Consider the following 19,704-nt stretch of genomic DNA (forward strand, 5'->3'; position numbering starts at 1 on the left):
ACCTACACTCCTTAGTTTTTAAAAGCTAATCTTCATCTTTAGCATCCCAATCTTCTTCTAACTCTAGTTCTTTCAAAAGCTGCTTTCGTTTCTGCTCTAACCGATCTTTATGCAGCGCAAATTGTTCCTTGTTAAAAAGCCAGCGATTTCCGTCGTAAACACCTTTTATGTTTCCTAAATGAAGCTGTTCTTTTATGTACGATTCAGTAAGTCCTAAATAGGTGGATAACTGCTCTAACGTAATATACAAATTACGAGCCTCCTCGACATAAAGTATAACGTTCTTAGTTGATTTATGCCATCAAAAAGGCAGAAAAAATTCTAATTTTTTTCAAGAACCTTCCTTTTTTCCCAACATGAACTTTTCAAAATAAAGCATAGCTCATGATCTTAAATACCGCCGCTTTTCGCAACTTATTTTTCATTGTTTCCATTAAAAAAAGCGCGTTTGACAATAAAGCAATACGTCAATAGCGCTTTTAAATTTTCTTCTATTCTAATCCCACTGGCAAAACATGATGAAGAATTAAAAAGAAATGGAAGACGGAACCGGCTATCACAAATAGGTGCCATACCGCGTGGTGATAAGGAAACCCTCTCCACATATAAAAGACAGTACCAACTGAATAAAAAATACCGCCGATGAGTAAATACCAAATACCTGTAGTTGAAAGTGAGTGAAAAATCGGACCGATTGCAAGCAATGCAAGCCATCCCATCAGTAAATAAATCATTGTTGAAATGAACAAGAATTTTTTAACAAAAAAGATTTTAAAAATCACGCCACCAATTGCAAAGCCCCATGCAATTCCAAATAACGTCCATCCTAAGCCGCCGCCTACTAAAATAAGGGCAATGGGCGTATATGTTCCTGCAATGAACACATAAATGGCTGCATGATCCATTATTTCAAAGACATCTTTTGCTTTGCCAGGTGGAAAGCTATGAACCATTGTTGAAGAACTATATAGGAGCAACATACTTGCCCCGTAAATGGTAAATGTCACAACATGCCAAGCATTTCCATACAAGCTCGAATAGACAATGAGCAATGTGAGGGCAGCAATACTAAGCAGTGTACCAACACCATGTGTAATGGCATTTGCAATTTCTTCTCGTTTTGTAAAAATATGCGTCTCCGCCAACTAAACCTCTCCTTTACAAACGCTTTAAACCATTATAGCATAGGTAATTAAAACTGCATATTGCTTGGAAGGAGTGAAAAGATGAGAGATGTTACATTAACTCAAGTCTTTGACCATCGTATTACACAAAAATACATTAATCGTTCAGGTATGGCTCATGCTATTCGTGTCGCGTATCACGCGTATGCCTTAGCCATTAATCATAAAGTAGACGTTGATTTAGCTACTAAAGCAGCATTCTTGCATGATATTGGCCATTACACCTGGTATAAAAATGGTAAATGGGACTATTCACTTTATAAAGCGTACGACATCCATCCTATTAAAGGTGCTGAACGTGCCCATAAATTATTAATTCGACTTGGTGAACATCCTAAAAAAGCAAAAGAAATTGCCATTGCTATCCTGCTTCACACCGATTCACATTTACCTCCAAGTCAATTATCGTTAACTCCGCTGCAACAAATAGTGGCCCAAGCAGATACCCTTGACGAAGAACCAGGAGGCGATCATCATTATCGTTCTATTACGATGGAACGCGCCCGTAGCCTTCTTCAAGACCTTGATGTGCAAATTGATGCTTTACTGAACGAGTAGATATTCCTACTGTTCACTTATAGATAAAAATTCTTCTTTAGTAATTGGACCATTTATCCGTTGAGTAATGACTCCATTTTGGTTAATAACAATGGTTGTAGGTACACCAAAAATTTGAAATTCCTTTTGCAAGGAACCGTTATGGTCCAAAAGCGGATCAAAAGTAGCGCCATACTGTTGCAAAAATGGCGTTAACTCTTTTACGCTTTTTTCCGAGCTAGTTAAATTTATAGGGATAAATTGGCTCTTTGATTGCTCCTTTATCTGATTACTTAAGCTAACAATTGCAGGCATTTCTTCTTGACATGGATAACACCAAGTCGCAAAAAAATGAATCACCGTTTTATTGTTTGCACCAATTTCATAGTGGATTGTCTCTCCATTCAGTGTCGTTCCACTAAAGGGTGCCAACACTTGGTCCATATGAGGACCTTGTTCCTGAGCCTTTACAGTTCCACCTGAACCTGTAACAAGAAGTAGACCAATTAGCCATAGTACACCAACCCATTTTCCTTGCTTCATTCTATCCCTCTTTCTCTTAAGGAGCTTTTTTTATGAATATCTTACATGTGTATCAGTTAGTCGCTGTTCTTGCTTTCTTACTATTTGTTTTCTTTTTTCAAGATATACCTTTTTCTCTACTTTGGTTTTCGCTGTTACTTGCACTAAACATTTGCCTCTTTATTTTGCGCAAGAAAAAGAATAAGCATGATTAATGGAAATCAGCCATCACAAACCTGGAGCAATCAGAGTAGGTCCAGTTGCAATTATAGAAAATCTGAATTAGGATAATTTAGGAGTAGACGAACAGGAGTGAACGTTATGCAAACAGTGTTTTCAGGAATTCAGCCGAGCGGTATTTTAACTCTCGGAAATTATTTAGGTGCATTAAAGCACTTTTCTTCTATGCAACATGACTATGACAGTTATTTTTGCATCGTAGACCAACATGCCATTACAGTCCCACAAGAGCGGTTAAAGTTAAGACAACAAATTAGAAGTCTTGCGGCCCTCTATCTTGCATCAGGAATTGATCCTACAAAAGCGACGTTGTTCATTCAATCAGAAGTACCTGCCCACGCTCAGCTTGGCTGGATGATGCAATGTTTATCTTACATTGGTGAACTTGAACGAATGACACAATTTAAAGACAAATCAGCAGGAAAAGATGGTGTTTCATCTGCATTACTTACATATCCACCTTTAATGGCTGCAGACATTTTACTTTATCAAACAACAATTGTTCCTGTTGGAGAAGATCAAAAACAGCACCTAGAGCTTGCTCGTAACTTAGCAGAACGTTTTAATAACAAATATGGAGAAGTATTTACAATTCCAGAGGTTCAGATCCCTAAAGTCGGTGCGCGTATTATGTCACTAAATGATCCGACTAAGAAGATGAGTAAATCAAACCCACAGCCCAAAAGCTATATTTCTTTATTAGATGAACCTAAAACGATTGAAAAGAAGCTAAAGAGTGCTGTTACCGATTCAGATGGAACGATTCGTTTCGATCCAGAAAACAAACCTGCAGTATCAAATCTGCTCTCCATTTTTTCTTTATGTACAGACGAAAGTATTCCATCACTTGAAGAACGTTACCGCGACTCAGGCTACGGTCCATTTAAATCAGACCTTGCTGAAGCAGTTATTCACACCCTAGAACCAGTTCAAAAACGCTATTATGATTTAATTAACTCTAGTGAGTTGGATGACATTCTTGATGCTGGTGCAGAGAAAGCTGCAAAAAAAGCCAACAAGACTTTAAAAAAAGCGGAAAACGCAATCGGCCTTGGGCGAAAAAAAAGGTAAGTAACTATCCCCTCAAAAATCAGTTGAGGGGGTGTTTTTGTGATGGTTAAAAAACACATAAAAACGCCTTCTAATCGAAAGCGTTCTGTGTCGTTCTATCTATTTTTCAAGCGAGCGTTTATGTTCGCTAATTTTAACCGAAGTATATTGGCGTAATCTTTCTCGAATTTTGTTCATTAATTGATAAAACTGTGCCACTTCTTGTGCCTCAAAATCTGAAAATAATGCAGTAAAGTAAGTATGTACCTCTTCCTGATACGCCTTCATTTTCGCTTTTCCCTCTTCTGAGAAATGAACATATTTTAAGCGGCTATCTTTGTCACTCTCTTTAAATTGAATTAAATTTTTTTGTTGTAACTTTTTTAATCGATTGGATACTGCGCTTTTATGAGTCCGTTGGTATTCTGCAATTTCTTTTGATGTTAGTGGTCCTGTTAAATCAATGATAATAAGTACAGCAAGCTGTTCAGGAGAAAGATCCCTGAATTCATGGGTAAGCTCTTCTTCAATTATTTGATGGCCATAAAAAAATACATCTTTAAAGACATCCATAGCTTCTAAAAGCGTATTTTTCAAGTCACCACATCCTTTTATGTCTCCATTTTTAACACGATGAAAAAAAGGCTTCCGACTATGGAACCCTTCTTTTTCGTTTAATAACCGTTTTGCTTTTTTAATACTTTACCAACGAAAAATGATAATCCGAGTGTACCGACTAATAAAACAACTGAAAAGATTTGCATGACTAAATAGGCCATATCGTTTGTATCCAACCGACTTCCCCTCCTTCTTACTTATTATTATTATAAGAGAAAGCCGATTTGATGTAAATAAAACGCTTTAGAAAAGATTTACTTTACTCGTTCTGGATGCTCAAGTTCCCACAGTTTTTCAAAAAACGTATGGCCCTTCACCATGCCCTTACATAACTGATAGTGTTCATTAGACCAACCAGCACCTACACCATCTAATAAATAGGCCCAGACTTCTTCCCGTTCCTTATTTTTCAATTGTTCATAGGCATTTGGGTCCCATTCTGTACACCAATAAATTAATTCAGCATCAGAAGCAGTCGTATATAGTTGATCCAATACCATAAACAATAACTGTTTTAATTGACGTTCACTTCTTGTTAAGCCTTGTAGGTCATTTGGACTTAAAGAGAGTAAGTGATATTCTTTTTCAGGCAGAGGGACCGATAATTCATAATATTGAACTTCTTGATCGTTTAGTGCATCGTAGACAAGTTGTTCCTGCCTTGGTGTTAATCGGCTCTTTCGTATCGGTGTTTTATAACCCATTGTATCAACTGCTAAAATCCTTGTTCCATCCGTTACAATAAAACAATAGTCTAACTGAATACGAGACATGTTTTTTCTTAAATAGCTTTTTTGATGTACAGCATCTAACAAGTTCTGTGGTAAATCGAGCAATTGATTTTCGATATAAGTAAAAAGATCCTTACTTGCACGAATTAATTTCACTTGATCCAATACTTCCACACGATCTTCACTTCGCCACTCATGGAACTCGCACACATTATAGCCATTTTCTTCACCTTCGAACCAGTTAACCCAGACATCACGCATCATCACCATACTTCTTCCTCCTCGCTAGTATGTTCTTGATCTCAGTATGGTCAGGGCTTATTGTTCTTAAACCCATCTTCTATAGATCCGTAGCGATAGATTTTTTCTGCAGGTGTTGTAAGAAGCGCGGTTGTTTCTTCGTTTAAAAGAGAGGCGGCTTGATGACACAATTGATAGCCAAGATAGTAACCGAGCATATGAGGTATATTCTTTTTGGCATTTCCGTATAAAAGGTCTTTATACCGTCTTCTACCCATTAATTGGAGCTTTTTAGGACTAATGATGTCTGCCCATTTATCGTTCCACGTCTTATCATATAATGACGTCCACGGTGCCAAATACCCTTCTCCTAACCACTCCTTTACAGCTAGCTCTGCCAACCCTTCCATTACCATCGATTCCAATAATGTAATCGTTTCTTCATTCTCTTTTGTATGAGACAACCTGCAAACATGATGATATTCATGGATTAAAAGGGCAAAAAGATCGTTTGCTTCTATGGTTTCAGACACGATTAAAACAATTCCATTTTCAAAACTAAGACCCATCATACCTTTCACATCGGTCTGCCTATTCTTTAAATGCTCATTGGCAAGTAAAAGATATATCGGAACATTTGGTCCTTTCCAAGCCTCTTTTAGTTCTAAAAACTTCTCTTGCAAAAATACCCAATAGTTTTTTGTGATAAATAGAGAAAGCGCATCTGTGTCACCTAGTGTAAATAACCCTACTTTTTCCAAATACGTAGCCAACTCCGTATCCGTTCCAAACTGAAAAAGCGGCTGTAACGGCTGAATAAATAATCGTTGAAACGCTAATTCTTCATCTTTTTGATTATGAACATGCTTTAAAAACAATTCACCCCACTTATTTGTGCGAATAACAGCCATCTTCTCCCCCTTATGCTTTCTTACGACTCTCGGTGAATAACTCTCCTGTATAAAAAAGACGCTTTCATTTACACTATGCAAGAAAGACTCCGATCTTGATTATCCGATCTGACCATGCTACGCTTCTGATACACATGTTAAGAATTGGCCTTAAAGGAGATCCATATGACAACGGATGAGCTGACAAAAACACTAGATGCTTTTACACGGTTAACTCGAAAAGAGTGGGCCAGCTTGAATAAAGGATTGCGTTCAAATCTAACGGAACAAGAGCGAAAAGAAATAGAAGGAATTTATGAAACGATATCTGCTTCTGAAGTAAACGATGTGTATATGCCATTATCTGAATTACTTTATAAACGGATGTATCATAATGTAAAACTACATCAAGATATGAATGAATTTTTACAAAGAAGCCGCAAACGGGTTCCCTTTATAATTGGAATTGCTGGAAGCGTCTCTGTTGGGAAGAGCACCACGGCTCGTTTAATTCAAGCACTTGCGAAAAGGTGGCCAAATCAACCAACTGTCTCGCTTGTGACAACCGATGGCTTTTTATATCCAAATGAGGTTCTAGAAGAAAGAGGTTTGATGAAGCGAAAAGGGTTTCCTGAAAGTTACGATATTCGACGCCTCATCTCATTCTTAACTGAACTTAAATCTGGGGTCAATGAAGTTGAAGCGCCTGTCTATTCCCACCTAACATACAATATAGAAGCAGCTCAAACGCAGAAAATTGTACAACCTGATGTTGTCATTGTTGAAGGAATTAATGTGTTGCAAGTAAACCGCAAAGGAAAACGAATGCCACCTTTATTCGTCTCTGATTTTTTTGATTACAGTATTTATGTAGATGCTGATGAGGAAGACATCATTTCTTGGTATGTGGAACGATTTCATTTATTAAGAAATACAGCGTTTCAAGACCCAAGCTCATATTTTCATCGCTATAAAAACTTAGACGATAAAGAAGCAACCGAAATGGCCAAATCGATCTGGCATTCCATTAACGGTGTAAACCTTGAGAAGAATATTAAGCCAACTCGATTGCGCGCAGACTTAATCTTAACAAAAGGGAAGCAGCATCGGGTCGAACACATACAACTTCGAAAATAAAAAATACCTTGTTCCGATAAAACGGAACAAGGTATTTTTGTCGTTAACCTTTAAACAATTGAACGAACATTTTCCCATAAGGACCGCCATCAACAATGCCGATTCCAACTTCTGAATAATTGCTACTTAAAATGTTTTCTCTGTGACCTTGAGAGTTCATTAATGCTGTATGAGCTTGCTCAACCGTTTGGTTCCCTGCCAAGTTCTCACCAGCTGTTTGGTATGTAATACCAAAGTGGTCCATCATTTGAAAAGGAGAACCATAAGTAGGTGATTCATGAGCAAAATAATTGTTGTCAATCATATCTTGAGCTTTCACACGAGCCACTTCTGTTAACTCTTGATCTATTTCAAGTGGAGCTAAGCCACTTTCAGCGCGTGCTGAATTAACTAGATCAACCATTTGCTGTTCTTCTTCACTAACATCGCTTGCTTCAGCAGCCTCTTCGCTTGCATCTGACTCTTCTTCTACTACATCCGTCTCTGACTCTGGCGTCTCTTCTTCTACTTCAGGTTGTTGCCAATCTTCTGTAGACCAATTGATTTCACCATATGCTGGAGCTGATGAAAAACAATCACCATTCCATTGTATTGGTGCCGTGTTATATTGATGACCTGTTGACGCCTCTGCACGGTCAACGTGGTTCAATCCTAAAGTAAGTGTTGCTACGAATGTTGCAATCGCAAGTTTCTTCATCCCAGTATCCTCCTAAAATAGATCAAATTGCGTTGCCCAATCTCTTGAGCACATGGCAATCCTAGCATAGCTTTTTTTTTTAGACGATGGAAAAATGTTCATGTGTATCCATGTTAAAATGCTTTGTAATAGTGGATTGGATGCGATTATACAAGTCATGTTGGCTAACAACTTTTCTATTTCAAACTGGAAATTACGTCTATAATGTTATGAAGCTGTAATCTTTGTTTTATCTGTTACATACTTGTCATATTTAGTGCAGCCTTATTGCAAACGTGTTTCCAAACTTTTGGAAAACATTCCTAGGTGCAACGGCTTGTTTTTTTGATAAAGTGATTACGTGCGTTTTTACTAAACATTTTAGGAGTGAACCATGTTATGTTTAAAAAAGTAACTCTTTCATTCATAGCCTTTTTTGGCATTAGTCTGTTTTCTTCTGCTTCAATAGAAGGAAAAACTGTTAAGCATCCTGTACAAAATGGAGAATCTCTCTATACAATAAGTGAACGATATGGCGTATCACAAGCTTCTATCCAACGAATAAATCAGTTGAAAACGAATCAGCTTGAAGCCGGAACGACGTTAACCATTCCTACAGCCATCACTGCTTCCGATCGTGAGTGGATGGCAAAACTTGTTTATGCTGAAGCAAGAGGAGAATCTTATGAAGGAAAAGTGGCGGTCGCTACCGTCTTACTCAACCGCCTTGACCATCCAGAATATCCTGATTCCATGTATAATGTCATTCATCAAGTAACACCATCAGGTCACTATGCGTTTTCTCCGGTATTAGATGGTGCCATTCATAACGATGCCGATGAAGAATCACGTCAAGCAGTAAATGAAGCCATTGCTTATCGTGGGCTAGGTCAACAATCTCTTTATTTCTATAATCCAACTACCGCAACTAGTGGTTGGGTCGCTACTAGAGAGCAAACAATTGTTATTGGTAATCATGTCTTTGCTAAATAAATAGATAAAAACACATTGTTTGCAAAAACAATGTGTTTTTTTCATAGATATGGGTATGGATAATTAAGAGAGGTGATGACATTGAAGACCATTACACGTTATGATCGAATGGTGACAGGTGCCCTAAGTAGCCGCTTTGAACCACAAGGGGTTGAAACCGTTAAGCGTATCCCAAAATCAAGCCCTACATTACCAACAGCAAGGTCCGTTTCTGAAAACGATATTTATAGTTATGGCTTTGCTTTTTATAGAAAAGAAGCAAAAAGCCCTTCGACTCGAACCAATTCGCTGCCAAATGAATCCCTTCATATTTTAAAAAATCACTACACCTTTAACACGCTTTATCATAAAATCAAACCGCTCATCCACTCCTTATCAACAAGCACATTGGAGAGCCATCAACGTGACATAGAAGTTCTTACAGCTCATTTTCACCGTTTCAATAAAACATCAAACTTGACACCCTATATTCAAGATGGTTTTATTATCGACTCTTACCGATAAGAACGGCGGCTAAAACCGCTGTTTTTTTGTTATACTAATAGGACAAGTGACTCGCCTATGGCATGAAAGGAGTGCTAATATGAAGCTCATCGTTAGCCATATGAATCTCGATTTTGACGGGCTCGCCTCGTTGGTTGCTGCACATAAATTAGATCCTAAAGCTGTTGTAGCGCTCCCTCCTAGTCTAGGAGAGCGAGTAAAGCAATTTTTACATTTGTACACTCGTTCCTTTGAGTGGTTCACGTATAAACAGATTGACTGGAATAACGTCAGGGCCATTACATACGTCGACTGCTCAACAGATGAGCGAGCTGGGATTGCCTCTTTTTTATCTCTAAATGAGATTGAGCGTTCTTATATTGACCACCATCAAACCGAAGCTACTGGTGCAAATATTACATTGTTACTCCAACCAATTATTCAGAACGGAATAAAGATCACGCCTGTAGAAGCAACGTTATTTGGTTTAGGCTTATATAGTGATACAAATCGACTTACAAATGAAACTGTTACGATTGCCGATTTAGAAGCGGCAGCTTTTTTACATGTAAATGGAATGAATTTAAAGGTCATTCATGAATTTTTGCAGGCACACGTCGGTGAACATCCTTTGTTTGAGACCCTTTTTAACGCTGTGGATATTCAAACGATTGCAGAAAAGCGTATTGTCTTTTCCACTTGTATAGCCGATCAGTATATCGGCGATATCGCAGCAGTAGTAGAAGAAATTCATAGCTTGTATGCACCAGACGCAACCATTGTTCTTTGCCAACTGCATCATCACACGTATATGATTGCGCGAGCTACGAGTGCAGATGTACCCATTCAAATTGTTGCGCAACAGTTAGGTGGAAATGGACATGACTATGCCGCTTCTGCCATTTGTCGGAATGAGCCACTCGCTAAAGCATATGCAACTGTACACCGTATGCTCACAACGTGCATACAAGTAAAAATCCCTATCCGTTCTATTATGCATTGGCCAGTTCTAGCCTTTTCCGCTACTTCTACTGCAGCCGAAGTATTTCGTAGCAGCAAGGACTCATCGTATAAAGGATTTCCTGTTGTGAATGATAACAATCAAGTTATTGGAATGCTGACAGCTGCAAAGCTAAAACAGGCGATCGATTTAAACGGTGGCATTGAATTAGTGTCATCCATCATGTCTAAAAAAGTGCATACATTAAAAGCAACAGACTCAATTGAACAAGGCAAAAAAATGATGGTAGAAAATGTAATTGGTCGCATTCCCATTTGTAAGAACGACGGAACATTAGAAGGAATCATAACTCGTAGCTCGATTATTTCGAACCAATTTAACCATTCGGCTCACTACAGCGCTAGTGAACTCACTCGCTATTTCGGGGTGAAACCCTTTGCTTTTTTGCAGAAAATAGGGGAGCTCGCTGATGAAAGAAATGTACAGGTGTTTATCGTTGGAGGTATTGTGCGTGATCTTATTCTAAACCGTCCTTCAAAGGATATTGATTTAGTTGTAGAAGGAGATGCCATTTCGTTTGCCACTACTTTGGCCACACATTTTGGAGGAGAGGTACAACAGCACAATCATTTTTTAACTGCCACATGGATTTTTCAAAACGTTTCAATTGATTTTGTAACAGCAAGAAAGGAACACTATCGTAAACCTGGTGCCCTTCCAGACGTGCAACCAGCTCGTATAAATGATGATTTAGCTCGTCGTGATTTCGCCATTAACGCAATTGCTATTTCACTTAATGCGTCTCGTTTTGGTGATATTTTAGATCCGTTTCAAGGACGTCAACAGATTCAAACAAAGACTATTTCCATTTTGCACCCATTAAGCTTTATAGAAGATCCCACACGCTTGTTTCGAGCACTTCGCTTTGCAAAAAGACTTGACTTTCAGTTAAGCAACGAAACAAAAGAACAGGCAAAATCAATGGGAAATGCTCTTAAGACGATTAGTAAGCAACGGGTTTATCATGAACTGGAGCTAAGTCAACGAGAAAGCCAGCTTCCTTGGTTGTTTCATGCACTTTCTGAATACCCAGTTTGGGAGACTTTAATTGGTGCAGAGATGAGTGAATACGCGTATACACATATTCAACAGTTGTTTCGCGCAAATGTAAGCGAGTCAATTTTTTTGGCTATTGCCGCCATTGCTTACCAGCGCCATTCGTTAACGGCACTGCACGCATTCGCATTAACCAAATTATCGAAGAAGCTTCTAGCCGATATTCAACTTATTGAGCAACACCAAGATGAAACCTCTCTTGACGACTTACATGGCTACCTTTATTCAGTAAAAAGAGATGCCCTTTTATTTTTTACGACCCTGCCAAATAAAGAAAATGAGCTGTTGTTACGCTATCGAAAAGCGCGAGAGCAGCTAACACCTCTTGTGACTGGAAGAGATTTAATTGCTCTCGGTTTTAAACCGAGTCCGCACTTCTCAACATGGCTGCTAGCTATTGAAAAACGACAGTTACGTGGAGAAATAAGAACGAAAACAGATGCATTAGCGTGGATTTCAAACAAAATAAACAAGCATGAGCGTTAACGCTCATGCTTGTATTCTTTACGCTTCAAAACGTTTAAAGACAAGGGAAGTATTATGCCCTCCAAACCCTAATGAATTGCTTAGAACAGCCTCTACATTCATTTTGCGTGCTTCATTTGGTACATAATCTAAATCACACGCTGGGTCTGGTTCTTCTAAGTTTATAGTTGGTGGCACAATTCCTTCTTCAATCGCTTTCACTGAAAAGATCGCTTCTACTGCTCCAGCAGCACCTAGCAAGTGACCTGTCATCGATTTTGTCGAGCTAACAGCCACTTGATATGCGTACTCACCTAATACCGTTTTAATCGCGTTTGTTTCATAAGGATCGTTTAAATCTGTACTCGTTCCATGTGCATTAATGTAGCTAATTTGCTCATTTTTTAGACCCGAATCAGCAATTGCGGCTGCCATTGCACGAGCTCCACCTTCACCATCTGGTGCTGGCGCAGTCATATGATGTGCGTCACCAGTTGATCCGTAACCGACGATCTCAGCATAAATTTTCGCTCCACGGGCTTTTGCAGATTCTAGGCTTTCTAAAATAAGAATTCCTGCGCCTTCCCCCATAACAAAGCCACTTCGATTTACATCAAACGGTCGTGATGCTTTATCTGGATTATCAGATGTTGTGATGGCTTTTGCAGATGAGAAGCCAGCTACCGCCATATTGGTAATTGGCGCTTCACTCCCCCCTGCAATCATGGCATCTGCATCGCCACGCTGAATGGTTTTGAACGCATCACCAATTGAGTTTGCCCCTGAAGCACATGCTGTTACAGAGCAAGAGTTAGGACCTTTTGCTCCAGTAAAAATAGATACTTGACCACTTGCCATGTCAGGGATCATCATTGGCACAAAGAATGGACTTACACGCCTTGGTCCTTTTTCAATCAATGTCCGAAACTGGGTTTCATAGGTCTCCATTCCACCTATACCAGAACCAATCCATACACCGACACGGGCAGCATTTTCATCGGTTATTTCTAATCCTGAGTCGGCAAGCGCCTGTTTGGCCGAGGCAACGGCAAATTGTGTAAAGCGATCCATTCGCCTTGCTTCTTTTTTATCAATAAAATCCTCTGGATTGAAGTCATTAATTTCTGCAGCTACTTTCATTGGATAAGATTCCGCATCAATCCTTGTTAAATGGCCAATTCCTGACTTACCAGCAATAGCGGCTTCCCAAGAGCTTGCTGCATTTAGTCCCAATGGTGTAACAGCACCAATACCTGTAACAACTACTCGTCGTTTCTCCACTATAGTTCGCTCCTTTATTTACTTAATCATAATCGAACTTTTCATTAACGTCCCCAGCGCAAGGCAACAGAGCCCCATACAAGACCTGCTCCAAAGCCTACTAGTACTAGTACATCACCGTCTTTAATTTTTCCAGCCTCAAGTTCTTCTACCATCGCCATAGGAATGGATGCAGATGAGGTATTACCAAATTTATTTACGGTGACCGACATTTTTTCTTTCGGTAACTCTAATCGTTCCCGAGAGGCTTCCATAATTCGGATATTCGCTTGGTGTGGTACAAGAAAATCAACATCTTCCTTTGTTAAGCCAGCCTTCGTTAATGCGCGAATGGATGAATCCCCCATTTGACGAACGGCAAACTTAAATACTTCCCGACCATTCATTTCAATAAATTTATTCTTCTTATTAATATGCATGCCGCCGGATCCATCTGAACCTAAGTCAAATGCTAGGATACCACGATCTTCTGAAACTGGTCCAACGACACATGCACCTGCTCCATCACCAAATAAAACAGCTGTGTTTCGATCATTCATATCCGTCACTTTGGTTAACTTCTCTACACCTATAACAAGAACATGTTGATAGGCACCTGTTTCAATAAACTGTTGTGCTGTAGCAATTCCGTATATAAAACCAGCGCAAGCAGCACTAATATCCATTGCCGCCGCTTTTGTCGCCCCTAAGCGATTTTGTACAATGGACGATACACTAGGAAACGGCATGTCAGGTGTCACTGTTGCCACTAAAATTAAATCAATGTCTTCTGCCTTTACTTCTGCCGATTCAAGGGCTTTTAATGCTGAATGATAAGCCATTTCTGACGTTTCAACGTTTTCAGCGAATCGTCTCTCTTCAATGCCAGTTCTTGTACGAATCCATTCATCCGACGTTTCTAAAAAGGATTCAAAATCTTTATTTGTGACTACTTTTTCAGGAACAAAGCGTCCTATACCGAGTAAGCCTGCTTTAGCCATGGATATTCCCCTTCCATATCGAACAGAAATTAGTACCTGATACTAATATTAGCAAACAATTTAAGAAACTGTCTAGTACTAATTCTATTCAAGTGGAATGGTTCCCTTTTTTAAACGTCATTTAGACCCTGTAAAAGCGCCTCAAACCATTTATCTAAATCGGTTTTCATCTTTTCTTCCGCTTCATTGGCCGCCGTTTGCTGTTTTATTTTTTCATATGAAGACATAAAGGGTTCTATTTGGCCAGTTTTAAACTGGGCGACTGCATAATAATAGAAGATCTGAATCGGTAAGTGATTTGCTTGCTCCATCATGCCAATAAATGGTGCCATTGCCTCTAGCCCTTTTTCATATTCACCTTTCTTTATAAGTGAAATCCCTTCCTGAACCGGCTGCATAAAACGTTGCAACGGCTGTGTCATTCTTCTTCGCTATCTTTCTGACCTAACTCATACGCTTCATTCATTACTTTGGTAAACAATGCTAGCATTGGCTGCAAATCGTCAAATCCTAGTTCAATCCCTTTTGCTTCTATCAATTCTTTAGCCTCTGGAACATATTTCATCGCAATCTGCATAAATGCCATATTTTTTTCTTGATCAGTCATTATGTGCACAGCCTCCTTTTTATCTTTATTAACGTAACTGATTGTATTTTGATTCGCAAGTGAATTGCCCCAATCTAAAAAAGGAAAGTGAAACGGATAGAAAAACTTGTTATAATAGGTGAATCGACGTTTGGAAATGAGGATGAACATGAACGGAACATTAACGAATAAAATTAACTCAAGACGCACATTTGCGATTATTTCTCACCCAGATGCAGGAAAAACAACGCTTACGGAAAAACTATTGCTCTTTGGTGGTGCGATTCGTGAAGCTGGTACTGTAAAAGGAAGAAAGAACGCAAAACACGCAACAAGTGATTGGATGGAAATAGAAAAGCAACGTGGGATTTCTGTCACAAGCTCTGTCCTCGAATTTTTGTACAATGGCTACCATGTAAATATTTTGGATACACCTGGTCACGAGGACTTTTCGGAAGATACGTATCGGACATTAACTGCTGCTGATTCAGCAACCATGTTAATTGATGCTGCTAAAGGGGTGGAAGCCCAAACAAAGAAATTATTTAAAGTATGTAAGCTTCGCGGTATCCCTATTTTTACCTTTATCAATAAACTGGATCGACAAGGGAGAGACCCGTTTGAACTAATGGAAGAGCTTGAAAACCTTCTAGGAATTCGTTCTTTCCCAATGGGATGGCCAATTGGAATGGGTCAGTCATTTAAAGCCGTCTACGATCGTGTAAATAAACGTTTAGAGCTATACAACCCAAACAATCCAAAAGATATTGATATTATTAGCGTGACTGGTCCAGATGATCCAAAAATTGACGAAGTCGTTAATGACGAAGGGCTTGTACAGCAATTTCGTGAGGAGTTAGAGCTCCTTGATGTAGCTGGAGATGAATACGATTTAGAGCGAATTAACAATGGTGAACTTACACCTATTTTCTTCGGATCAGCTATTTCTAGTTTTGGTGTACAGACTTTTCTTGAACATTTTCTAAGTTTATCACCTGCGCCAAGCCCACGCGATAGCTCCATTGGAACGATTGATCCAATGGAACGTGAACAGTTCTCTGGCTTTATATTTAAAGTTCAAGCGAATATGAATGCGAAGCATCGTGACCGGGTAGCATTTTTGCGCATTACATCAGGTACATTTAAACGAGGAATGTCTGTTAAGCATGTCCGGACGAACAAACCGTTAAAACTCGCACAACCTACGCAATTTTTAGCGCAGAGTCGGAGTATTGTAGACGAGGCTTATGCCGGTGATATAATTGGCTTATTTGATCCAGGTCATTTTCGTATTGGGGACACACTGGTTGAAGGCGAATCATTTGAGTTTAGCGAGATGCCACACTTTTCGCCTGAGCATTTTTCTGCTATTACAGTAAAAGAAGCGCTTAAGCATAAATCGTATGAAAAAGGCCTTCAGCAACTGACTGAAGAAGGGGCTATCCAGCTATTCCGTACGTATAACAAATACGTTGAACAACAAATTGTTGGCGTTGTTGGCGTCCTTCAATTTGAAGTGCTCGAACATCGATTGAAAAGCGAATATCATGTAGATATTCAAATGAGCCGACAACCATTTTCATTTGCACGATGGATTGATGGTGATGAAAAAGAGTTGAGCGTATTTAAAGAAAAACAACGGAATTTAGTTACGGATCGTGAAGACCGGATTGTCGCTTTGTTTGAAAATGAATTTCAAATGCGGACAGCCCAGGAAAAATACCCTAATCTACAGTTTTATGAAAACTCGTTTTATAAGAAAACGGTTGAATAAGAAAAACCAGCCATTGGCTGGTTTTTTTACATATGCTTACGAATCAATTCAGCTAAACTACCGTTAAATTCCGCTCGTTTCTGAATATCGTTTCCACGTAATAACTGTGCGTGCTCTGGTCTTAAACCAATAACTCGTGTTTCAATTCCCATAATCTGTAGAGCTTGGACTAAACGGAGCAACTCTCTCAACCCTAGATTAGTAATAGTACCAACTCCACTAAAGTCAAAGAAAAGATAGTCATAATCAGCTTGATATACATTTTTTGAGATGACTCCTTGATTTTGCTTAATTAAGTGGTCATCTAAGTCACCAAAAAACGGAACAAATGCAAGCTCGGCTGATATGGAAATAAATGGAGCCGACAGTTGTTTAATCATACTTAAAGATTCTTCAAGCTCTTCTTTTTTCTCAAGCAGTTCAAAGTCTGTCTGCGCCAAGCGTCTGCTTTGCTTTTGGACCTTTTCAATCAGCTCTGTTAAGTTTCCATCTTGTTTAATACAAATAATATGGAAACATTCTTCATCCCAATTTGCAAACAATGTATGCAATACATAGGGAGCTTCTATCGTATCCATATTTAACTCGATCTTCCCATTTTCTTGTTTGCCAAGAAAACGTGTTACCTTATCCACACTCCCTATATCTAAAAGATCAATAAACGAATCGGCTTGTTTAAACGCTTGTTTAGCAACAATCGAGCGATTCAAGATTTGATACGTTTCGTCTAACTCAAAATAGGGAACTGGTAAACGATTAATGGCGGACATCCGCATTCACCTCTAACTGTCTTTCCTGCCATTTAGCTAATTCTGCTAAGTTTCCAATTAATACGGTTTGTTCATTACAAAGCGGACTTAAATCGTACATTGACACAAGTCGTCCACCAATAACGATCGTTGGTTTATGAGGTAAATTTTCTAACGTATCAACATACAAACTTAAACTGCGGGCATGATACGGAATAGAAACTGAAATGGCAATGGCATCAGGCTGCCATTTCTTCGCCATCATTTCCGCTTGCTCAAGGGGCACACTGGCTCCTAATAACCGTGTCGTCCAGCCCAGCTCTTCCAATAAACAGGCGCACATTTTGATCCCAAGATCATGTTGCTCTTGATCTAAACATAAAAACATCAAGCTTTTGCCGTTTTTGGGCATGCGCCATTTTCGTATATAATGGTGATAGCGTGTTAGTACAAAATCACATGTTGATGTAGCTAAATGTTCATCAGCGATTGTTATCTCATTCTGTTCCCATAGCCACCCAGTATGCGCCATAGCTTTCGTTAACAATTTTTCATATATCCAAATACTATCATATCCCGCATCAGATAGGCGACGGACACAATCCCAAGCACGATCTTCATCTCCGTCAAGTAAGGCGTCTACTAACACTTCCCATGACTGCTCCATTACACGTTCCGCCTCCTCCCAACCGTTTTCCTTCTTTACCTAGTTTAAGAGTAAAGGTTTTGCCCTACGAACGCAAGTACGAACAGCTGCTGGAAAACGAGTTATTTTAAGTCATTTTGTCGTATCCACTTTTTTTCTGCCTCCCTGTATGCTCTTAGGCCCTCTTCAAGGGTCCATTTTGGCGAAAAAGGTAGACTGTCCCCATTCTCTTGTTCACTTCCTTCTAACGAATACATTCCATTCTCTTTTTCCATAACCGCATACACATAATCGACTAAATCGTTAATGTAAATCAAATCTGAATTGCCTTGTTTCACCTGTTCATCAATATGAGTAAGCGCAAGATTGCTGTGCAATCCATATGCTTGTGGGCTACGCAGAATAAGAAGCCCAAATGGTTTGGAACGAGCCAATGCCTGTAACTCTTCTTCAAGTGAGGTACGTAGCTCACTACCTCTGGTTGTCGATAAATAAAGCAAACGATCATGATGATTTAAGCTAGAAGCAAATGCAAGAACTTCTTCTTTCTTTTCATTATCTGCCACATACACATACACTGCATTCTCGTTTGACAGCCTTACCTCATTTACGTTTTTATGAATAAATGTAAAGTGCGCATTTCTACCCATATTCATTTCGATCATTTGTTTTTCTTGTGTTTTTTCAGCCATATGGTCAACAGCGTTTACTTCCCAACCTTCATCAAGGAACTTGGCGCAAACATGGCTTCCAATAAAACCTAATCCACCAATAACCGTTAGTTTCTTCACTCTAATGACTCCTTTCCTTTGTCAGAACACTTTTACGTTGCTGGAATAAATTTTTCAAAAAAATCACTCACTTCGTTCGCTAACAAACGTGTCTCAAGTGGGTTTACTTTCACTAGTTCTTCTACGTTGTCTTTTTTTACGTGCCGTAAAAACGATTGAACTGGTAAATGATAGTCGGTAAACAATTTCTCGTCTACATTGGCTACGCTCTCCCTATCACAATGGCTCAACCCATGTTGTCTACTCATTTCTTTTTTAAACCGTTTTAACGTGACCTCGTCTTCTTGATAATGAATGAGACAGTCTTGCAAAGACAAAAGTGGATTAATAAAGGCTGCAGCTCGTATATGAATGTCTTCTGAGCAACATAACTGCTGCGCTATAAGTGCTCCTGTGCCTTCAGCACATAAGAAGATTTTTTCGTTAATAATTTCTTGACGCAATAAAAGTTGAATTAAATGTTCAGCATGCTTCACCGCTGTTTTTGAACCCCATTCAGCAATTAAAAGCCCTGAAGAAAAGACGATATATCCTTTTTTTACAAATGTCTCAATAAAATACTCAGCATGGTCAGAATGAAAGGTTTGGTAATCAAGTAACATAAACAAGGCATAGCCATTTGGCTTTTCTGGAATACAATAGCTATTTTTACAGCCATTTAAGTCGATATAGCGGACATAAACAGGCATAGTGTCCATCTCTCCTGAATGATTTAGATTCGTAATAGCTTATGTTTTTCCTGTAAAATGTGAAAGCAAATTAGAAAAGAAATTCATTCATTTATAAAAAAAAGCTATACACACCTATTAAAAGGGTTGTATAGCTTGGTCATAGTAGATGGTTATGGTTTCCGCTTCTGCGTCCATTTACGGTCATCGTTTGTCAGTTCTGGAAAAACATCTCCAGCTTGTAAATGCACAGATTTTGGACGAGTGACCATACTTCCGGTTTCACCAATTTCAACGTAAATTCCATTATTAGGCGCTTTTTGTCCAGCAGTAAATTGTTTATTTTGGCCCATTACTCCACCACCTTTAACAATAAGGATTCCCTA

At 39.0% G+C, this 19,704-nt stretch carries 24 protein-coding genes; 8 read left to right on the forward strand and 16 right to left on the reverse strand.

What is annotated here, in order from left to right; all coding sequences use genetic code 11:
* Positions 1-25 precede the first annotated feature (25 nt).
* Positions 26-250, reverse strand: coding sequence for an excisionase family DNA-binding protein (locus E2L03_RS03190; RefSeq protein WP_038481427.1), 225 nt, complete (start codon positions 248-250; stop codon positions 26-28).
* A 241-nt stretch (positions 251-491) separates the two neighbouring features.
* Positions 492-1,145 (reverse strand): PAQR family membrane homeostasis protein TrhA, encoded by a 654-nt coding sequence (gene trhA / locus E2L03_RS03195; protein WP_038481430.1) that lies wholly within the window; start codon positions 1,143-1,145, stop codon positions 492-494.
* A gap of 81 nt (positions 1,146-1,226) precedes the next feature.
* Here trhA and E2L03_RS03200 point away from each other — a divergent pair, with 81 nt between their 5' ends.
* A complete protein-coding gene (locus tag E2L03_RS03200; protein WP_038481433.1) occupies positions 1,227-1,742 on the forward strand; it encodes an HD domain-containing protein in 516 nt (171 codons plus the stop codon).
* Positions 1,743-1,748: 6 nt separating this feature from the next.
* Here the strand turns inward: E2L03_RS03200 and E2L03_RS03205 are convergent, their stop codons facing one another.
* Positions 1,749-2,264: a TlpA disulfide reductase family protein gene (locus tag E2L03_RS03205; protein WP_134258558.1), complete on the reverse strand. Its 516-nt coding sequence runs from the start codon at positions 2,262-2,264 to the stop codon at positions 1,749-1,751.
* A gap of 32 nt (positions 2,265-2,296) precedes the next feature.
* On the opposite strand from E2L03_RS03205, the gene E2L03_RS20200 reads away from it, so the two are divergent.
* On the forward strand, positions 2,297-2,458 hold the full coding sequence (locus E2L03_RS20200; protein WP_160319287.1) for a hypothetical protein: 162 nt from the start codon (positions 2,297-2,299) through the stop codon (positions 2,456-2,458).
* A 106-nt stretch (positions 2,459-2,564) separates the two neighbouring features.
* Entirely contained in the window at positions 2,565-3,554 is a 990-nt protein-coding gene (gene trpS, locus E2L03_RS03210; protein ID WP_038481436.1) for a tryptophan--tRNA ligase, read from the forward strand.
* Between the two features lie 99 nt (positions 3,555-3,653).
* On the opposite strand, the gene E2L03_RS03215 is transcribed toward trpS, so the two are convergent.
* From E2L03_RS03215 to E2L03_RS03225, 3 genes are all read right to left on the reverse strand, one after another.
* Positions 3,654-4,130 (reverse strand): MarR family winged helix-turn-helix transcriptional regulator, encoded by a 477-nt coding sequence (locus E2L03_RS03215; protein ID WP_038481438.1) that lies wholly within the window; start codon positions 4,128-4,130, stop codon positions 3,654-3,656.
* Between the two features lie 275 nt (positions 4,131-4,405).
* A complete protein-coding gene (locus E2L03_RS03220) occupies positions 4,406-5,152 on the reverse strand; it encodes a YjbA family protein (protein ID WP_038481441.1) in 747 nt (248 codons plus the stop codon).
* Positions 5,153-5,193: 41 nt separating this feature from the next.
* Positions 5,194-6,033, reverse strand: a complete 840-nt coding sequence (locus E2L03_RS03225; RefSeq protein ID WP_051667567.1) for a DUF2268 domain-containing putative Zn-dependent protease — start codon at positions 6,031-6,033, stop codon at positions 5,194-5,196.
* A 165-nt stretch (positions 6,034-6,198) separates the two neighbouring features.
* Here E2L03_RS03225 and coaA point away from each other — a divergent pair, with 165 nt between their 5' ends.
* On the forward strand, positions 6,199-7,149 hold the full coding sequence (gene coaA, locus E2L03_RS03230) for a type I pantothenate kinase (protein WP_051667568.1): 951 nt from the start codon (positions 6,199-6,201) through the stop codon (positions 7,147-7,149).
* 43 nt (positions 7,150-7,192) lie between these two features.
* Here coaA and E2L03_RS03235 read toward each other — a convergent pair whose 3' ends face one another.
* Positions 7,193-7,846: a YkwD family sporulation-associated protein gene (locus tag E2L03_RS03235; RefSeq protein WP_078440085.1), complete on the reverse strand. Its 654-nt coding sequence runs from the start codon at positions 7,844-7,846 to the stop codon at positions 7,193-7,195.
* Positions 7,847-8,224: 378 nt separating this feature from the next.
* Between E2L03_RS03235 and E2L03_RS03240 the strand changes: the two genes are divergently transcribed.
* From E2L03_RS03240 to E2L03_RS03250, 3 genes are all read left to right on the forward strand, one after another.
* Complete coding sequence (locus tag E2L03_RS03240) at positions 8,225-8,818, forward strand: cell wall hydrolase (RefSeq protein ID WP_038481444.1); 594 nt, start codon at positions 8,225-8,227, stop codon at positions 8,816-8,818.
* A gap of 81 nt (positions 8,819-8,899) precedes the next feature.
* A complete protein-coding gene (locus tag E2L03_RS03245) occupies positions 8,900-9,322 on the forward strand; it encodes a hypothetical protein (RefSeq protein ID WP_095150458.1) in 423 nt (140 codons plus the stop codon).
* A 79-nt stretch (positions 9,323-9,401) separates the two neighbouring features.
* Complete coding sequence (locus tag E2L03_RS03250) at positions 9,402-11,864, forward strand: CBS domain-containing protein (RefSeq protein WP_134258559.1); 2,463 nt, start codon at positions 9,402-9,404, stop codon at positions 11,862-11,864.
* 18 nt (positions 11,865-11,882) lie between these two features.
* On the opposite strand, the gene fabF is transcribed toward E2L03_RS03250, so the two are convergent.
* The 4 genes from fabF to E2L03_RS03270 all read right to left on the reverse strand — a co-directional run bounded on the left by fabF (position 11,883) and on the right by E2L03_RS03270 (position 14,711).
* Positions 11,883-13,124, reverse strand: coding sequence for a beta-ketoacyl-ACP synthase II (gene fabF, locus E2L03_RS03255; protein WP_038481453.1), 1,242 nt, complete (start codon positions 13,122-13,124; stop codon positions 11,883-11,885).
* Between the two features lie 44 nt (positions 13,125-13,168).
* Positions 13,169-14,104: a beta-ketoacyl-ACP synthase III gene (locus E2L03_RS03260; protein WP_134258560.1), complete on the reverse strand. Its 936-nt coding sequence runs from the start codon at positions 14,102-14,104 to the stop codon at positions 13,169-13,171.
* A gap of 110 nt (positions 14,105-14,214) precedes the next feature.
* On the reverse strand, positions 14,215-14,526 hold the full coding sequence (locus E2L03_RS03265; RefSeq protein WP_038481460.1) for a hypothetical protein: 312 nt from the start codon (positions 14,524-14,526) through the stop codon (positions 14,215-14,217).
* Positions 14,523-14,711, reverse strand: coding sequence for a ComZ family protein (locus E2L03_RS03270; protein WP_055736318.1), 189 nt, complete (start codon positions 14,709-14,711; stop codon positions 14,523-14,525). Before E2L03_RS03270 ends, E2L03_RS03265 begins: the two co-directional genes overlap by 4 nt.
* A gap of 148 nt (positions 14,712-14,859) precedes the next feature.
* On the opposite strand from E2L03_RS03270, the gene E2L03_RS03275 reads away from it, so the two are divergent.
* Positions 14,860-16,464: a peptide chain release factor 3 gene (locus E2L03_RS03275; protein ID WP_084167481.1), complete on the forward strand. Its 1,605-nt coding sequence runs from the start codon at positions 14,860-14,862 to the stop codon at positions 16,462-16,464.
* A 26-nt stretch (positions 16,465-16,490) separates the two neighbouring features.
* Here E2L03_RS03275 and E2L03_RS03280 read toward each other — a convergent pair whose 3' ends face one another.
* The 5 genes from E2L03_RS03280 to E2L03_RS03300 form a co-directional block, all read right to left on the reverse strand.
* Positions 16,491-17,234 carry an STAS domain-containing protein gene (locus E2L03_RS03280; RefSeq protein ID WP_134258561.1) on the reverse strand — a complete coding sequence of 248 codons (744 nt, stop codon included), beginning with the start codon at positions 17,232-17,234 and terminating at the stop codon, positions 16,491-16,493.
* Positions 17,221-17,880, reverse strand: a complete 660-nt coding sequence (locus E2L03_RS03285) for a cobalamin B12-binding domain-containing protein (protein ID WP_038481469.1) — start codon at positions 17,878-17,880, stop codon at positions 17,221-17,223. Before E2L03_RS03285 ends, E2L03_RS03280 begins: the two co-directional genes overlap by 14 nt.
* A gap of 101 nt (positions 17,881-17,981) precedes the next feature.
* Positions 17,982-18,650, reverse strand: coding sequence for an NAD-dependent epimerase/dehydratase family protein (locus E2L03_RS03290; protein ID WP_166740174.1), 669 nt, complete (start codon positions 18,648-18,650; stop codon positions 17,982-17,984).
* A gap of 32 nt (positions 18,651-18,682) precedes the next feature.
* Positions 18,683-19,339, reverse strand: a complete 657-nt coding sequence (locus tag E2L03_RS03295) for an alpha/beta fold hydrolase (protein WP_134258563.1) — start codon at positions 19,337-19,339, stop codon at positions 18,683-18,685.
* A 152-nt stretch (positions 19,340-19,491) separates the two neighbouring features.
* Entirely contained in the window at positions 19,492-19,671 is a 180-nt protein-coding gene (locus E2L03_RS03300) for a YjzC family protein (protein ID WP_035395400.1), read from the reverse strand.
* Positions 19,672-19,704 lie beyond the last annotated feature (33 nt).

Source organism: Shouchella oshimensis, from assembly GCF_004375095.1.
GTDB classification, from domain to species: domain Bacteria; phylum Bacillota; class Bacilli; order Bacillales; family Bacillaceae_D; genus Shouchella; species Shouchella oshimensis.

Bases quoted from the DNA above. Each gene is read 5' to 3' on its own strand.
- E2L03_RS03280 (WP_134258561.1), bottom strand. From the start codon at position 17,234: ATGTCCGCCATTAATCGTTTACCAGTTCCCTATTTTGAGTTAGACGAA.
- trpS (WP_038481436.1), top strand. From the start codon at position 2,565: ATGCAAACAGTGTTTTCAGGAATTCAGCCGAGCGGTATTTTAACTCTC.
- E2L03_RS03275 (WP_084167481.1), top strand. From the start codon at position 14,860: ATGAACGGAACATTAACGAATAAAATTAACTCAAGACGCACATTTGCG.
- E2L03_RS03225 (WP_051667567.1), bottom strand. From the start codon at position 6,033: ATGGCTGTTATTCGCACAAATAAGTGGGGTGAATTGTTTTTAAAGCAT.
- E2L03_RS03300 (WP_035395400.1), bottom strand. From the start codon at position 19,671: ATGGGCCAAAATAAACAATTTACTGCTGGACAAAAAGCGCCTAATAAT.
- E2L03_RS03240 (WP_038481444.1), top strand. From the start codon at position 8,225: ATGTTTAAAAAAGTAACTCTTTCATTCATAGCCTTTTTTGGCATTAGT.
- E2L03_RS03220 (WP_038481441.1), bottom strand. From the start codon at position 5,152: ATGGTGATGATGCGTGATGTCTGGGTTAACTGGTTCGAAGGTGAAGAA.
- E2L03_RS03270 (WP_055736318.1), bottom strand. From the start codon at position 14,711: ATGACTGATCAAGAAAAAAATATGGCATTTATGCAGATTGCGATGAAA.
- E2L03_RS03285 (WP_038481469.1), bottom strand. From the start codon at position 17,880: ATGGAGCAGTCATGGGAAGTGTTAGTAGACGCCTTACTTGACGGAGAT.
- E2L03_RS03260 (WP_134258560.1), bottom strand. From the start codon at position 14,104: ATGGCTAAAGCAGGCTTACTCGGTATAGGACGCTTTGTTCCTGAAAAA.
- E2L03_RS03265 (WP_038481460.1), bottom strand. From the start codon at position 14,526: ATGACACAGCCGTTGCAACGTTTTATGCAGCCGGTTCAGGAAGGGATT.
- coaA (WP_051667568.1), top strand. From the start codon at position 6,199: ATGACAACGGATGAGCTGACAAAAACACTAGATGCTTTTACACGGTTA.
- E2L03_RS03295 (WP_134258563.1), bottom strand. From the start codon at position 19,339: ATGCCTGTTTATGTCCGCTATATCGACTTAAATGGCTGTAAAAATAGC.
- E2L03_RS03235 (WP_078440085.1), bottom strand. From the start codon at position 7,846: ATGAAGAAACTTGCGATTGCAACATTCGTAGCAACACTTACTTTAGGA.
- E2L03_RS20200 (WP_160319287.1), top strand. From the start codon at position 2,297: ATGAATATCTTACATGTGTATCAGTTAGTCGCTGTTCTTGCTTTCTTA.
- E2L03_RS03200 (WP_038481433.1), top strand. From the start codon at position 1,227: ATGAGAGATGTTACATTAACTCAAGTCTTTGACCATCGTATTACACAA.
- E2L03_RS03250 (WP_134258559.1), top strand. From the start codon at position 9,402: ATGAAGCTCATCGTTAGCCATATGAATCTCGATTTTGACGGGCTCGCC.
- E2L03_RS03205 (WP_134258558.1), bottom strand. From the start codon at position 2,264: ATGAAGCAAGGAAAATGGGTTGGTGTACTATGGCTAATTGGTCTACTT.